Annotated in this window: 12 protein-coding genes and 1 rRNA gene; 6 read left to right on the forward strand and 7 right to left on the reverse strand. The window is 71.7% G+C overall.

The features are described 5' to 3' along the window. Positions 1 to 158: 158 nt before the first annotated feature. The 3 genes from rrf to ABEE00_RS31420 all read left to right on the forward strand — a co-directional run bounded on the left by rrf (position 159) and on the right by ABEE00_RS31420 (position 1,980). Positions 159 to 275 (forward strand): 5S ribosomal RNA (gene rrf, locus ABEE00_RS31410). 254 nt (positions 276 to 529) lie between these two features. Next, positions 530 to 1,285 carry a hypothetical protein gene (locus ABEE00_RS31415; RefSeq protein ID WP_345749255.1) on the forward strand — a complete coding sequence of 252 codons (756 nt, stop codon included), beginning with the start codon at positions 530 to 532 and terminating at the stop codon, positions 1,283 to 1,285. Further along, positions 1,237 to 1,980: a hypothetical protein gene (locus tag ABEE00_RS31420; protein WP_345749247.1), complete on the forward strand. Its 744-nt coding sequence runs from the start codon at positions 1,237 to 1,239 to the stop codon at positions 1,978 to 1,980. The genes ABEE00_RS31415 and ABEE00_RS31420 overlap by 49 nt, the downstream gene beginning before the upstream one ends. Before the next feature lie 80 nt (positions 1,981 to 2,060). Here ABEE00_RS31420 and ABEE00_RS31425 read toward each other — a convergent pair whose 3' ends face one another. The 5 genes from ABEE00_RS31425 to ABEE00_RS31445 all read right to left on the reverse strand — a co-directional run bounded on the left by ABEE00_RS31425 (position 2,061) and on the right by ABEE00_RS31445 (position 9,165). Continuing rightward, on the reverse strand, positions 2,061 to 3,881 hold the full coding sequence (locus ABEE00_RS31425) for an IucA/IucC family protein (RefSeq protein ID WP_345749159.1): 1,821 nt from the start codon (positions 3,879 to 3,881) through the stop codon (positions 2,061 to 2,063). Further along, positions 3,878 to 4,486, reverse strand: a complete 609-nt coding sequence (locus ABEE00_RS31430; RefSeq protein ID WP_345749160.1) for a GNAT family N-acetyltransferase — start codon at positions 4,484 to 4,486, stop codon at positions 3,878 to 3,880. Before ABEE00_RS31430 ends, ABEE00_RS31425 begins: the two co-directional genes overlap by 4 nt. Next, on the reverse strand, positions 4,483 to 5,838 hold the full coding sequence (locus ABEE00_RS31435) for a lysine N(6)-hydroxylase/L-ornithine N(5)-oxygenase family protein (RefSeq protein WP_345749161.1): 1,356 nt from the start codon (positions 5,836 to 5,838) through the stop codon (positions 4,483 to 4,485). Before ABEE00_RS31435 ends, ABEE00_RS31430 begins: the two co-directional genes overlap by 4 nt. A 129-nt stretch (positions 5,839 to 5,967) precedes the next feature. Continuing rightward, positions 5,968 to 7,506, reverse strand: coding sequence for a pyridoxal phosphate-dependent decarboxylase family protein (locus ABEE00_RS31440; protein WP_345749162.1), 1,539 nt, complete (start codon positions 7,504 to 7,506; stop codon positions 5,968 to 5,970). Between the two features lie 312 nt (positions 7,507 to 7,818). Continuing rightward, the gene (locus ABEE00_RS31445; RefSeq protein ID WP_345749163.1) at positions 7,819 to 9,165 is read right to left on the reverse strand and encodes a DUF1015 domain-containing protein; all 1,347 of its coding nucleotides are present in this window, start codon (positions 9,163 to 9,165) and stop codon (positions 7,819 to 7,821) included. Positions 9,166 to 9,397: 232 nt separating this feature from the next. Between ABEE00_RS31445 and ABEE00_RS31450 the strand changes: the two genes are divergently transcribed. Then, positions 9,398 to 10,495: an HAD hydrolase-like protein gene (locus tag ABEE00_RS31450; protein WP_345749164.1), complete on the forward strand. Its 1,098-nt coding sequence runs from the start codon at positions 9,398 to 9,400 to the stop codon at positions 10,493 to 10,495. Positions 10,496 to 10,627: 132 nt separating this feature from the next. Here ABEE00_RS31450 and ABEE00_RS31455 read toward each other — a convergent pair whose 3' ends face one another. Further along, positions 10,628 to 11,512, reverse strand: coding sequence for a siderophore-interacting protein (locus ABEE00_RS31455; protein ID WP_345749165.1), 885 nt, complete (start codon positions 11,510 to 11,512; stop codon positions 10,628 to 10,630). A gap of 103 nt (positions 11,513 to 11,615) precedes the next feature. Then, positions 11,616 to 12,659 carry an ABC transporter substrate-binding protein gene (locus ABEE00_RS31460; protein ID WP_345749166.1) on the reverse strand — a complete coding sequence of 348 codons (1,044 nt, stop codon included), beginning with the start codon at positions 12,657 to 12,659 and terminating at the stop codon, positions 11,616 to 11,618. A gap of 133 nt (positions 12,660 to 12,792) precedes the next feature. Here ABEE00_RS31460 and ABEE00_RS31465 point away from each other — a divergent pair, with 133 nt between their 5' ends. Beyond that, complete coding sequence (locus ABEE00_RS31465; RefSeq protein ID WP_345749167.1) at positions 12,793 to 13,884, forward strand: FecCD family ABC transporter permease; 1,092 nt, start codon at positions 12,793 to 12,795, stop codon at positions 13,882 to 13,884. After that, positions 13,881 to 14,918, forward strand: a complete 1,038-nt coding sequence (locus ABEE00_RS31470; RefSeq protein ID WP_451918706.1) for a FecCD family ABC transporter permease — start codon at positions 13,881 to 13,883, stop codon at positions 14,916 to 14,918. Before ABEE00_RS31465 ends, ABEE00_RS31470 begins: the two co-directional genes overlap by 4 nt. Positions 14,919 to 14,924: the final 6 nt, after the last annotated feature.

Genomic DNA, 14,924 nt, shown 5'->3' on the forward strand with positions numbered 1-14,924 from the left:
CTGGAGTTGACCGGTACTAATAGGCCGAGGGCTTGTCCATAGTTGCTTGCGTCCACTGTGTAGTGTCTGAGACAACAACCGTCTTCTAAATGAAGAGTGTGCTTGTTCGCTTGACTCTGGAATTGCCCCCTACGTGGCGAGGCATTCTTGATGAGAGTTTCGGTGGCCATGGCGAAAGGGAAACGCCCGGTTACATTCCGAACCCGGAAGCTAAGCCTTTCAGCGCCGATGGTACTGCATGCGGGAGCGTGTGGGAGAGTAGGACGCCGCCGAACAATCTTTGGCCCTGGGCCCAGCGTGCACGCGCTGGGCCCAGGGTTTTTTTATGTGTGCACTGCGGTGCGAGCGCGCCGTTTGTGCGGCTGCGCGAGAATGATTGCGGTAACCCCGCAGACAGGAGTCACGTCAATGTCCGCCAACTCATCCGACGACCGCGGTCGCGACCGCGACAGGTCCGAGAGGCCCGAGCGCAGGCCGCGCCAGTTCGAGGGGCGCCGGGACGACCGTCCGCGCGGGGGCCCTCGGGGTGATGACCGGAACCGTAACCGGGGTGGATTCCGACGCGACGACCGTGACCGTGACCGCGACAGGGATCGCGACCGGGGCGACAGGGGCCGCGGCTCCGGTCCTGGCCGGTCCAACGACCGTGGTGGCGCCGAGCGGGGCGGCGACCGCAGGGACTTCCGGCGGGACGACCGCGACCGGCGTGATGACAGGCGCGACGACCGCCGGGACAACCGTCGCGATGATCGGCGGGACGACCGGCCGCGTGGCCCGCGTCGTGATGACGAGCGGGGCGGGCGGCCTCCGTACGGGAAGAGCAACGACCGTGGTGGTCGGCCCCCGTACAGGAAGAGCGATGACCGGCCCTCGTACGGGCGGGACCGCGACCGCGACCGGGATCGGGACCGTGACCGGCGCGACGACCGTCGGGACGACCGTGATCGTGGCCGGCGCGATGACAGGCGGGACGACCGGCGGGACGACCGTCGCGATGACCGCCGCGACGACCGTCGCGATGACCGGCCTCGTGGCCCCAGGCGTGATGACGACCGCGGGGGTCGGCGGCCGTACGGGCAGGGTGGCGGCGGTGGTCGTGGCCGTGACCAGCGGCGCGATGACCGGCGTGATGACCGGCCGCGTGGGCCGCGGCGTGAGGACGCGCGTGGTGGGCGGCGGGACGACCGGCGGGATGACCGTCGGGACGACCGGCGTCAGCAGCCGCCGATCAAGCGGCTGCCGGTGGATGAGGACATCACCGGCGAGGAGATCGACAAGGCCGTGAAGCAGGAGCTCATGAGCCTGCCGAAGACGCTTGCCGAGGACGTGTCGAAGAACCTCGTGATGGTCGCGCGGCTGCTGGATGAGGATCCGCAGAAGGCGTACGGGTACGCGAAGATCGCGCACCGGCTGGCGTCCCGGGTGCCCTCCGTGCGCGAGGCGATGGGCTTCGCGGCGTACGCGTCGGAGAAGTACGCGGAGGCGCTGGCGGAGTTCCGGGCGGCGCGGCGGATGACCGGGCTGCAGCACCTGTGGCCGGTGATGGCGGACTGCGAGCGCGGTCTGGGCCGTCCCGAGAAGGCGCTGGCGATGGCCGGTGAGCCCGAGGTGAAGCAGCTCGACAAGGCAGGGCAGGTCGAGATGCGGCTGGTGGCGGCCGGTGCGCGGCGTGACATGGGCCAGGCCGAGGCCGCCGTGGTGACGCTGCAGAGCCCGGAGCTGGCGTCGGGTTCGGTGCAGCCGTGGAGCGCGCGGCTCCGGTACGCGTACGCGGACGCGCTGTTGGAGGTCGGGCGCGAGGAGGAGGCGCGCGAGTGGTTCGCCAAGGCGCTGGACGCCGATCAGGGCGGGACCACGGATGCCTCCGACCGGCTGGCCGAGCTGGACGGTGTGGAGTTCGTCGACGCGCTCGACCCCGATGAAGAGGACGAGGGCGAAGAGGGCGAGGCGCAGGACGGCGGCGAGGGCCGCGCGAGCTGAGCTGACGCAGACATGAGTGTGGGCGGGAACCCCGAGGGGTCCCGCCCACACGTGTATCGGGGCCGGTCGGCCCGCCGCCGTTACGGCTTGAAGCGGGCGATCGGGTTCTGGAGATCGCCGGTGAGCTGGAGTGCGCCGGCCGGGTCCTCGAGGTCGACCATCTGCTTGTTGTTGCGCAGCTGGAGCCTGTTGAGGCAGGACAGGGCGAAGGTGTCGGCGAACATGTCGTACCGCTCGAAGCGCTCCGCCAGGTCCGGGTGTGCCTTCTGGTAGTCCGTGACGCACTCGGCGACGGTGGCCCAGAAGGCGTCCTCGGTGAGGTCGATCGTGGGATCGGTGGCGAGGATGCCGTTCAGGAAGCGCAGGAAGCAGTCGAAGACGTCGGTGAAGATCGAGAGGATCTTCATGTCCTCGGGGACCTCGGCGCGGATCCGCTCGACCTCCTCGGGGAGTTCGAGGGTGTCGTTCATGACCGCGATCTCCTCGGCGATGTCCTTGAACACCGAGCGGACCGGGGCGCCGTTCTCGTCGAGGACCAGGATGACGTTCTCGCCGTGCGGCATGAACACCAGGTCGTACGCGTAGAAGGCGTGCAGCAGCGGGGTCAGGTAGGTGCCGAGGTAGCGGCGCATCCACTCCTGCGGGGTGAGCCGGGAGCGGCGGATGAGGGCAGCGGCGAAGGAGCCGCCCTCCTGGTCGACGTGGAGCAGCGAGGCCATGGTGGCCAGGCGCTCTCCCTCGGCGAGCCGCGGCACGGGGCTCTCGCGCCACAGGGCGGCGAGCATCTTGCGGTACGGGGAGCCCTTGGTGGTGGCCGCCTCGAACTGGCGCGGGTGGTAGCCGACCGCGGCGCGCTCGCGCAGGATCGTGAGGCCGGTGCCGCGCAGCACGTCGTCGCCCTCGATGAGCTCGGCCAGCCAGTCGTTGATGGCGGGGGTGGCCTTCATGTACTCGGCGGAGAGGCCGCGTACGAAGCCCATGTTGAGGACCGAGAGTGCCGTTTTGACGTAGTGCTTCGACGGGTTGGAGGCGTTGTAGAACGTCCGGATGGACTGCTGGGCGAGGTGGTCGTCGTCGCCGTGGCCGAGGCAGACGAGGTAGCGCTCGGCGACCTCGGCGGCGAAGGTCGTGGTCAGCCGGTTCCACCACTGCCAGGGGTGCACGGGCACCAGGTAGTAGTCGTCCAGCTCCAGGCCGAGCTCGGCCAGGGAGGCGGAGAAGCGGCGCAGGGTGGAGCCGGACAGCTCGGACAGCAGCAGCTTGTCGTAGCCGAAGTCGGAGCAGGCGGTGAAGGTGGCGCGGCTGCGGTGCGCGGCGATCCACAGCAGCCGCACGGGGGCGCCGGCCTCGGGCGCGTACTGCCGGTACTCGGCGATGTCGAAGCCGAGCCGCCCGTTGTTGGCGACGAAGCAGGGGTGGCCCTCGGTCATCCCGGCCTCGATCTCCTGGAAGCCGGAGCGTGCCAGCGTGTCGGCGCTGGGCTGCTGGCCCGCCAGTTTGAACGCGGTGGAGGCGAGGGTGGAGCTGATCTCCTCCAGGTAGACGGGGAGGACGTCCTCGCTGAGGCCGACGGTGTCCTTCAGCTCGGTGAAGAAGTCCAGGGCGTCCAGCGGGAGTTCGCGGCCGTCGCGGAGGCGGGTGATGCTGTCCGCCTCGACCTGCCAGTGGTCCAGGGTGAGGACGGTGGCGGTGAAGCGGTACTCGGTGGCGCCGTCGTCGGAGCGTACGACGTACCGGTTGTCCTCCTTGGGGAGCTGCTCGGGGGTCAGGACCCGCTCATGGGTGAGCTCGGCGAGGGCTTTGCGTATGAGCCGGCGGCCGGCCTGGGCCCAGCGCTCGGGGGTGAGGTGGGCGACGGCGTCCGCCGGGCCGGGGGCTGCTGGGGTACGGGGGGTGGTCATGCGGTCGCCCCTCCTCGGGACGCGCGGGACTGCTGGTGCGCGCTGGACTGGTGGAACTGTTCGCGGGTGCAGAAGCTGAGGTAGGCGTCCTTCTCGGGCTTGGCGAGGGTGCGCTCGATCTGGAAGCCGACGGCTTTGTTGAGGGCGTGGACGCCGGTGTTGCGGACGTCCGGCTCGACGACGGCGCGCTCGTTGGCGGGGTCGTCGAAGAGGAACTCCATGACGGTGGTGATCACCGCGAGGGTGAAGCCGTGCACGGGGGTGTCGGTGGGCGCACAGAGGAAGTGCATGCCGATGTCGCCGGGCTTGGCCTCGTACAGGCCCTTGAGTTCGACGTGCGCGGGGTCGTAGCGCTCGACGAGGAAGGCGGGCTCGCCGTTGTGCAGGCCGATGAACGCGTCGTGGTGCTCGGACGCGGCGATGCCCATGAACTCGCGCTCGACGTCGGCGAGTTTGGCGTCCTGGAGCAGGTAGAAGGCGGACTTCTCGTGGGTGACCCACTCGTGCAGCATCGGCGCGTCGGCGATCGGCGCGACGGGGCGCAGGGCGAACTCGCCGAGGAGTTCGTCGGTGCGGGAGAAGACCGTGTCGGTGGGGCGGGTCATGCGGGGGACACCTCCGAGCCCGGGGCGGCGAAGTTCTGGAAGGCGATGGACTTCTCGATCGTGTAGTACTCGCGGCCGAGCAGCTCGCGGATGAGGCAGGAGTTGCGGTACGCGGCCATGCCCAGGTCGGGGGTGACGAAGCCGTGCGTGTGCAGCTCGGCGTTCTGCACGAAGATGTCGCGGCCGGTCACGTCGATGCTGTAGTTGCGCCCGACGGCGAAGCGGCCCTGCTCGTCGCGCTCGATGCGGTCGGCGACCGGGGCGAGGAACGCGGGGGTCTCGTACTTGTAGCCGGTGGCCAGGACCAGGCCCTGGGTGCCGAGGCTGTGGTCCCGCTTCTGCTCCTCCTGGCGCAGCTCCAGGGTGTAGCGCGCGCTGTCCTCGTCGTACGAGGCGCCGGTGAGCGCGGTGTTGGTGAGGAGCGTGGTGGGCACGGGGCCGTCTCCGCGCCGCGAGTAGTGCAGGTTCTTCTGGTAGAGCAGGTCGAAGATGCCGTCGATCAGCTCGGTGTTGATGCCCTTGTAGAGATTCTTCTGCGAGGCGTTGAGCTGGTCGCGGGTCGACGGGGGGAGGGAGTGGAAGTAGTCCACGTACTCCGGCGAGGTCATCTCCAGGGTCAGCTTGGTGTACTCCAGCGGGAAGAAGCGCGGGGAGCGGGTGACCCAGTTGAGCTGGTAGCCGTGGGTGTCGATCTCCTGGAGCAGGTCGTAGTAGATCTCCGCGGCGCTCTGGCCGCTGCCCACGATGGTGATCGAGTCCTTCTCCTGGAGGGTGGACTTGCTCTCCAGGTAGCGGGAGTTGTGGATCAGGTCGCCGCCCAGGTCGCGGCAGGAGTCGGGGAGGTAGGGCGGGGTGCCGGTGCCCAGGACCAGCTTGGCGGCGCGGTAGACGCGCTGCTCGCCGGCGCCGGTGTCGTCGGCCCGTACGACGTAGACCTGCTCGCTCTCGTCGTACTCGACGGAGGTGACGCGGTGCTGGAAGCGGAGAGTGGAGAGCCTGTTCGCCGCCCACTGGCAGTAGTCGTTGTACTCGGCGCGGAGCGGATAGAAGCTCTCGCGGATGTAGAAGGAGTACAGCCTGCCCTGGTCCTTCAGGTAGTTGAGGAAGGAGTACGGGGAGGTGGGGTCGGCGAGGGTGACCAGGTCGGACATGAACGGGGTCTGGAGGGTGCTGTCCTCCAGCATCATGCCGGGGTGCCAGTCGAAGCCCGGGCGGTCGTCCAGGAAGAGGCCGTCGAGCCCGTCGACCGGGTCGGTCAGACAGGCGAGGCCCAGGTTGAAGGGACCGAGCCCGATGGCTATGAAGTCGTGGACTTTGGAGGCGTCCTGTGCGGCGTCGTGAGCGGTGGTCACGTGAGTCTCCGGATCTCCGGTGAGGTCTGGGATGTGGGGGTGCGGGGGGTGTGCCTCGGCCCGCGGGGAGTGGCTGCGCCTGAGCGGCGGCGCGCAAGTGGCGGCGCTCGGGTGGCGGCTTTCGCCGGCTCAGCCCGCGCGGGAGTCGCTGAGCTCGCTGCCGGCGTGCGCGCCGTCCTCCCCGGCCTGCTCGGCCTGGAGTTCGGACAGGCGGCGGCCCGCGTGCTCGGCGATCAGGTCGAGCACGGTGGCGATGTCCTCGAGCGTGGTCTCCGGGTTGAGCAGCGTGAACTTGAGGTAGTGCCGCCCGTCCACCTTGGTGCCGGCCACGATCGCGTCGCCGGAGGCGAAGAGTGCCTCGCGGGCGTGCAGGTTGACCTTGTCGGTGAGCTCGGGCTCGGTGGCGGCCGAGGGCGGCAGATAGCGGAAGACCAGGGTGCTGAGCTGGGGTTCGGTGACGACCTCGAAGCGCGGGTCCTCGTCCAGCAGTTTCCAGGCGTCGGCCGCGCGGTCCACGACCTCGTCGAAGAGCTCGCCGACGCCGTCGGCGCCCATCACGCGCAGGGTCATCCAGAGCTTCAGCGCGTCGAAGCGGCGGGTGGTCTGGATGGACTTGTCGACCTGGTTGGGTATCCGCTGCTCGGCCATGCGGGCCGGGTTGAGGTAGTCCGCGTGGTACGTGACGTGCCGCAGCGTGCCGGCGTCGCGCACCAGGACCGCGCTGGAACTGACCGGCTGGAAGAAGGACTTGTGGTAGTCCACGGTCACCGAGTCGGCGCGCTCGATGCCGGCCAGCATGTGGTGGCGGCGGGAGACCAGGAGGCCGCAGCCGTACGCCGCGTCCACGTGCATCCAGGTGCCGGCGCGCTCGCAGATCCTGGCGATCTCGGGCAGCGGGTCGATGCTGCCGAAGTCGGTGGTGCCCGCCGTGGCGACGACGGCCATCACGGTGAGGCCCTCGCTCTCGCAGCGCTCCAGCTCGGCCTCCAGCGCGTCCGTACGCATCCGGCGCTTGTCGTCGCAGGGTACGGAGATGACCGCCTCGGCGCCGAGGCCCAGCAGGGTGGCGGACTTCTCGATGCTGAAGTGGCTGCACTCGGAGGTGAGGATGCGGAGCTGCGGCAGGATCTGCGCGCGGGTCGGCGCGTGCTCGGAGTTCTTGCGCACCAGGCGGCAGGCCTCGTCGCGGGCGAGCATCATCGCCTGGAGGTTGGACTGGCTGCCGCCGCTGGTGAAGATGCCGTCCGCCGCGGTGCCCAGGCCGATCCTGGCGGCCGTCCACTGGATGAGGCGCCGCTCGATGAGCGTGCCGCCCGCGCTCTGGTCCCAGGTGTCCAGCGAGGAGTTGACGGCGGAGAGCACCGCCTCGCCGAGCACCGCGGGTATCACCACCGGGCAGTTGAGGTGCGCGAGGTAGCGCGGGTGGTGGAAGTAGACGGCGTCGCGCAGGTAGACGTCCTCGAGCTCGTCGAGCGCGGCGCCGGGGTCCTCCAGCGGCTGCTCCAGGTCGATCGCGGAGATCGCGGGGGCCAGGCCCTCCGGGGTGGCTCCGGTGAACGGCCGCTCGGTGCGGGCGAGTTTGTCCGCCACTCGTCCGACGCCTTCGCTGACGGAGCGCCGGTAGCGCTCCGCCGTCCTGTCGTTGAGCAGGTGAGACCTGCTGCTCATGAGTCCTCCCTGACGCGGACATCGGGCTCGCCGCGCGGTCTACGCGGTGAGGTAAGGCTACCCTAACCTAACCCGAGTGAGGGAGGAGCCGGGAGGGGGGTACGAGGCGGATGTCGCTCCGGAATCGGGGGAGATGTCCGTGTTTGGTGGGGGAGTTGAAGCCCTTTGGGGCGCGCTGCGGGCGGCCCCGGGTAAGGGTGCCCTGCATAAAGAAGGGGCATGCGGAGAAGGGGGTGCCTTCGCCGCATGCCCCTCAGGGGGAGAGACGCGGAGGGAGACCGGCTACCGGTCCTGCTCAGTCCTCAAGCCTGCTCAGTCCTCAAGTGTGCGCAGCACAAGACCCGTTGCCGGCTTCGGTCCGAAGGAGGTGGACTTGCGGGGCATGGTGATGCCGCGCTCCGCGAGCTCCCGCACCGTCTCCTCGCGCACCGCGCGCATCAGCACCGCGGTGCCCCCGTGCTGCGCGGCCTGCTCGACCGCGGCGCCGGTGTCGTGGATGTAGCCGATGTCCGAGGGCCGGTCGGGAACGCCCAGCACCGCGTCCAGCAGCGCCGCGTGCAGCACCGTGGCGTCCAGCCGGCGCCAGGCCGCGGGGCGCGCGGGGTCCACGGCGCTCTCCAGCAGCCGCGGTGAGGGACGGTCGAGCAGATGGAAGGTGCCGTCGCCCTCGGTGAGCAGGAACGCGTTGCCGGGGCTGCGCTCCAGGGCGCCCAGCGCCTCGCCCAGCGGAGCCCGCAGGGTGCGGGTGCGGAACGCGCCCTGTTCCTCGATCGCGTTGAGCGCCTGCTTCACCGGTACGCGGGGGAGCACCCGGTGGATGGCGTGCACCTGGAGGGGATACCTGGCGGTGTCCACGAGCAGCACGAGGCCGTAGTCCCAGGGGTCGCCCGAGCCCTCCTCGCCGGTGTGCGCGCCGGCGGGGCCCGCGGGGGAGGGGAAGCCGTTGTGCCCTGCCGGGGGCTCGCCGGAGTGCCCGTTGCGCTCGGCGCTCAGCCGCAGATAGGTCGCCCAGCGGTGGTGCCCGTCGGCGATCAGCGCGCGCCGGCGGGCCAAGTCCTCGTCGGCCGCGGCGAGTTCGGCGGGGTCCGTCACCGCCCACAGCCGGTGCGCGAAGCCGTCCTCGGTGGTGGTGTCCAGGAGGGGTTCGGCGCGCGCCGCGCGTTCGATGACGCCCGAAGCACCGGTGGCCGAGCCGCTGCCGCGGTAGGAGAGCAGCAGCGGCTCGGGTTGGGCGGCCACCGCGCGCATCAGCGCGGCACGGTCGGCCACGACCTCCGGTATCACCTCCTCGTGCGGCAGCACCACGCCCTCCTCCGGGGGCGAGAGCCGCAGAGCGCCGATGAGTCCGCGTTGCAGCACGTCGCCGCGGCGCTGCTCGTACACGTACAGCGCCGGGCGCGGGTCGGTCGCCAGGACGCCGTCGGCGCGCCAGCGGCGCAGGGTCTCGGCCGCCTGCCGGTGCCGGGTGCCGGGGTCCTGGGCCTGCGGGAGGATCAGCCGGACGATGTTGTACGGGTCGGCGGTCTCCAGGTGGTGCAGCCCATCGGGTCTCACCACCACGTCGTACGGCGGGGAGGTCACCGCGGCCAGGCCGCTGACCCGCTCGGGGGCGTAACGCAGCCCGCGGAAGGGGGAGAGTCGGAGGCCGTCGGCGGTCATCCCCAAATGCTATGCGGGACGGCCCATACGCCGTGAACGGGGCACAGGGGGCGCGGGGATGCGACGCGGGAGCGCCGATGGGCGGTCGGCGAGGGGTACGGGCGGTGGACCGCGGGTGTACGGGGGCGGAGGGCCCGGCGCCGGGCGGACCGGCGCCGCTCCGCGCGGCCGGGTGCGGGATGATCGGGGGAGGGGGCGTGGGGTTCAGGCGCAGGTGAGGAGAGCGAGAGAGATGCAGCAGGGGCAGCAGGGCGCGGCGGACCCGTCGGGCGGCGGGAGCGGTGCGGATGCCGCAGGACGGCGTACGCGTACGGACGGATGCGCGGGTGCGCTGGGCTCGGCCTACGACACGGCGCTGCTGGACCTGGACGGGGTCGTGTACGCGGGCGGCGACGCGGTGCCGCACGCCGTGGAGTCGCTGGAGCGCGCGCGGGAGGGCGGCATGCGGCTGGCGTACGTCACCAACAACGCGGCGCGCACCCCCGGCACCGTCGCGGAGCATCTGACCGAGCTGGGCGTGCCGGCCGAGCCCTCGGACGTGATCACCTCGGCGCAGGCGGTGGCGCGGCTGATCGCCGAGCAGGTGCCGGACGGCGCGCGGGTGCTGTGGGTCGGCGGCGAGGGGCTGCGGGTCGCGCTGCGCGAACGCGGGCTGACCGTCGTGGAGTCGGCCGACGAGGACCCGGCGGCCGTGGTGCAGGGCTACGGCGGGCCCGAGCTGCCCTGGGGGCGGCTGGCCGAGGCGGCGCTGGCGGTGCAGCGCGGTGTGCCGTGGTTCGCCTCCAACGCGGACCTGACCATCCCGAGCGGGCGCGGCATCGCGCCGGGCAACGGCGCCGCCGTCGAGGTGGTGCGGATCGCCACGCGGTGGATGCGGGACGCGCCGGAGCCGCAGGTCGCGGGGAAGCCGCTGCCGCCGATGCACCGCGAGTCGGTGCTGCGCACGGGCGCCGAGCGGCCGCTCGTGGTCGGCGACCGATTGGACACCGATATCGAGGGCGCGTGGGCCGGGGGCGTCGACTCGCTGCTGGTGCTGACCGGCGTGACGGACGCGGCGCAACTGCTGGCCGCCGGGCCGCGGCACCGGCCGACGTATGTGGGCCGTGACCTGCGGGATCTGCTGGAGCACCAGCCGGAGGTCGAGGAGAGCGCGGAGGGCTTCGCGTGCGGCGGCTGGACGGCGTACGCGGGCGAAGGCGCCCTCGAACTGGCCGGTGACGGCGAGCCGTTGGACGGCCTGCGGGCGCTGTGCGCGGCGGCCTGGACGCGGGGCGGCGACGGTGCGTGCGAGCTGGAGGCGGGCAAGGCGCTGGAGCAGCTCGGGCTCTGAGGGGCCGGCCGGCGTCCCCGTACCTTCGCGGGCTCGGCCGGAACCCCCGTACAGGCGCCGGAAAAACAGACCCCCGCCCCGCGCGGAAGAGACGGACGGGACGGGGCGGGGGCCTGGTCTGGGGGCAGGCTCTCAGGAGGCGGCGGAGACGGCCTCCTCGACCAGCTGCTCCTCGGTCGCGCCGAGGCGCCAGTAGCCGGTGAACTTCACCGCGCGGCGGTCGAACCCGCGCTCTCGCACCAGGTGGCGGCGGAGCGCCTTCACGGTGCCCGCCTCGCCCGCGATCCAGGCGTACGGGGTGCCGCCCGGCAGTGCGGCGGCGCGCACCGAGTCCAGGACGGCGTCCGTGCGGTGCCGGGTGAAGTTCTCGCGGACCAGCCAGGTGATGTCGGCGTCCGCGAGGGTCGGCAGGTCCTGCAGGTCCTCGGCGTGCGGGACCTCCAGCCACACCTTGACCCGGGTCGCGGGCGGCAGCGAGCCGAGGATGCCGGCGATCGCGGGCAGCGCCGTCTCGTCGCCGCTGAGCAGCACCCAGTCGGTGCCCTCGGGCGGGCGGAAGTCGACGCCGCCGTTGTCCTCGACGACCGGGCCGAGGAGGGTGACCCGGTCGCCGGGGCGTGCGGTGGCCGCCCAGCGCGAGGCCGGGCCCTCGGGCATGCCGGACGGGCCGGCGCCGTGCAGCACGAAGTCCACGTCCAGCTCCTCGTGGGGCACGCGGCGCTGCTCACGCGCCGTGTAGGAGCGCATGATGCCGCGTACCGACGGGTCCATCGCGCGCCACTGCGGGAACCAGTCGTTGCCCGCCTCGGTGGGCACCACAGGAGCGTCCTGGCCCGGGTGCGGCAGGAACAGCTTGAAGCGCTGGTCGCGGCCGCCGGAGTGGAAGCGCCACAGCCGTTCCCCGCCGAGCGTGACCCGCACCAGGCTCCGGCCGAGTTTCCGGGTGCGCACGACATGCAGGTCGAAGAACTCGAACGGGACGGCGGGGGCCGGTGCTTCGGGTGCTGCGGTGCTCATGGGGGTCCTCCCGGTTCTTCGTGCCGTGGGGTCCTGCGTGCGCCGTGCGGCGGCGGGCCCTGCGGTGGTCGGGCCGCAGGGCCCCGGATTCAGCTCGTCGGGATCAGCCGACCTTCTTGGCGTCCTCGATGGCCTTGGCCAGGTCTTCGAGGAGGGGGGCCGCGCCCGCGTAGGAGAAGCGCGGCTCGGGGTTCCACTCGGCGATCTGGCCCGCCTTCACGGCGGGCAGCCTGCTCCAGGCCGGCTTGGACTTGAGCGCGGACGGCTGGAGCGCCTGCGTCCTGTTGTCCATGAAGAGGATGTCGGCCTTGTACTTGTCGGCGTTCTCCCAGCTCAGCTCCTCGAAGAAGCCCTGCTTGCTGACCTTCTTCGGCTTCACGAACTCCACGCCCAGCTCCTTGTAGTAGCGGAGGTCGGCGTTCATGTCGGGGTCGGACACGTAGAGGAGGTCCGGGTACCCGGAGGCGGCCATGACCTTCACGCCGCCGCTGGACTTGGCGGCCTTGCGCAGCCGCTCCGACGCCTCCTCGAAGCGCTTCTTGGCGTCCGCGGCCTTCTTGGCCTTCACGTCGGCGCCGAGCGCCCCGGCCAGCTTCTCGAAGCGCTTGATCGGCTCCAGCATGGAGACCTTCGCCGTGGTCAGCGCCAGCGAGGGGGCGAACTTGAGGATCTTGGACTTGCTCTCCTCTGGCACGTACCAGAGCACGTTCGGCTGGTACATGTTCGTGATGAGGAGCTGGGGGCGGGTCTTGGCGTACTTCTCGACGTCGAACTCGCCGTAGGCGTTGCCGATGATCTCCAGCCGGTCCACGGGGAGGTCGCCGGCGAGCACGTCGGGCCTGCCGTTCTTCTTCTTGGTGGGGCCGAAGACGCCCACGATCTGCTTGTCGACGCCGAAGTCGTACAGGGCGGCCGCGGCGCCGACGTACGCCACGATCCGCTTCGGCTCCGAGTCCAGGCTGACCTTCTTCTTCCGGTCGTCCGTGAACGACCAGGCGCCGCCCGACTGCGCACCCGCGCCGGAACCGCCGGAACCGCCGGCGCCGCAGGCGGAGAGCAGTGCGCCGACGCCGACGACGCCGCCCGCGGCGAGCACGCCGCGGCGGGAAAGACGGGAGAACTGCGCAGAGGCAGACGAGTTGGGCATGACTCAGCCTTTTCTCACGGGTGATTCGGGGGCGGCCCTGGGGCCGAATTCCCGGTTAGGTTAACCTAACCAAAGTCGTTGTTGTCCAGTGGCCGGGGCATTCCGTTCCCCCGGCCCCCATCGGAGCCGGTACGTGACTCTCATCAAGTCCCCACAGGCAGAAGGGGGTTCGGCGGCCGAGCGGCAGGAGCGTGCTTCCTCCTCCGACGGGCCTCCGGGCGCGGGCGCCGGGCGCGGCCGCTACGCGCTGCGCGCCGCCGGGCTGCTCGCCGCGCTGGCCCTCCTGCTGCTCGTCTGCGTCCTGAGCCTCGCCGTCGGCGCCCGCCAGCTCACCTTCGCCGAGGCCTGGCAGGGCCTCGTGGACAGCGGTTCCTCCGCCTACACCGTCGTGCACGACATGCGCATGCCGCGCACCCTGCTCGGGCTGCTGGCCGGAGTGGCGCTCGGCCTCGCCGGCGGCGTGATGCAGGCGCTGACCCGCAATCCGCTCGCCGACCCCGGGCTGCTGGGGATCAACGCGGGCGCCGCTGCCGCCGTCGTCACCGCCATCTCCTTCTTCGGTGTGGCCAGTTACAACGGCTACATCGCCTTCGCCTTCGTCGGCGCCGCCGTCGTCTCCGTGCTGGTGTACGCGGTGGGCGGCGGCCGCTCCGCGACCCCGGTGCGGCTCGCCCTCGCCGGCACGGCGCTGAACGCGGCGCTCACCTCGTACGTCAACGCCGTGCAGCTCATGGACACGGCGTCGCTGGACAAGATGCGGTTCTGGACGGTCGGCTCGCTGGCACGCGCGCAGCTCGACACCGTGTGGAAGGCGCTCCCCTTCGTCGCCGCTGGGCTGCTGGTGGCCTTCGCGCTCGCCCGGCCACTGAACGCGCTGGCGCTCGGCGACGACGCGGCCCGGGCCCTGGGCTCGCGCCCCGCGCTGACCAGGGCCGCTTCCATCGCCGCCGTCACCCTGCTGTGCGGCGCGGCCACCGCGGCCTGCGGCCCGATCGTGTTCGTGGGGCTGATGGTGCCGCACATGGTGCGCTCGCTGACCGGGCCCGACATGCGGTGGATGCTGCCGTACTGCGCGGTGCTCGCGCCGTCGCTGATGCTCGGCGCCGACGTGCTCGGGCGGGTGCTCGGGCGGCCCTCGGAGCTCCAGGTCGGCATCGTCACGGCGGTGCTGGGCGGCCCGTTCTTCCTGTACTTCGTGCGCCGTCGGAGGGTGGCCAAGGCGTGAGTGTCATACGTACCCGAGCCGCCGGAGGACTCTCGGTGGCCTTCCGCCCGCGCGCGGTGGCCGCGGGCGCTGCCTGCCTCCTGGTCGCCCTGGTCGCCGGGGTGTACGCGATCGGCAGCGGCGAGTACCCGATGTCGCCCGGCGACGTCGTGCGCACCCTGACGGGTCAGGGCAACCCGTACGACCTGACCGTGATCAACGAGCTGCGGCTGCCCAGGGTGGTGACCGCGCTGCTGGTCGGCGCGGCCCTCGCGCTCGGCGGCGCGATCTTCCAGGCCGTCGTGCGCAACCCGCTCGGCAGCCCCGACGTGCTGGGCTTCACCAACGGCGCCACCACGGGCGCGCTGGTCGGGCTGACCGTCGCGGGCGGCGGCGCGACCGCGCTCGCCGGGGGCGCGGTGATCGGCGGCATCGTGACCGGGCTGCTGGTGTACGGGCTGGCCTGGCGCCAGGGGGTGCACGGCTACCGCCTCGTACTCGTCGGCATCGGCATGGCCGCGATCCTCACCGGCGTGAACGGCTATCTGCTCACCCGCGCCCAGCTCACCGAGGCCTCCGAGGCCGTGCTGTGGATGACCGGCAGCCTCAACGGGCGGAGCTGGAGCAACGCGGTCCCGCTGCTCGCCGTGATGGCGGTGCTGGTCCCCGTCGTGCTGCTGGGCTGCGCGCGGGGGCTGCGGATGATGGAGATGGGGGACGACGCCGCGTACGCGCTGGGCGTACGGGTCGAGCGGGTGCGGGTCACGCTGCTCGCCTCCGCGGTGCTGCTGGTCTCGCTCGCCGCGGCGGCCGCGGGCCCCGTGGCCTTCGTGGCGCTCACCGCGCCGCAGCTCGCCAGGCGGCTGACCAGGGCGCCAGGCCCCAATCTGCTGAGCTCGATGTGCATGGGCTCGGCGCTGCTGGTCGCGGCCGACCTCGCGGGGCAGCGGCTGTTCGGCGGGCACGAGCTGCCCGTGGGCGTCATCACCGGCGTGCTGGGCGGCGGTTATCTGGTGTGGCTGCTGGCCACCGAGCGCAGGGCGGGACGGATATGAGCACCT

Source organism: Streptomyces odontomachicola, assembly GCF_039605595.1.
GTDB lineage: Bacteria > Actinomycetota > Actinomycetes > Streptomycetales > Streptomycetaceae > Streptomyces.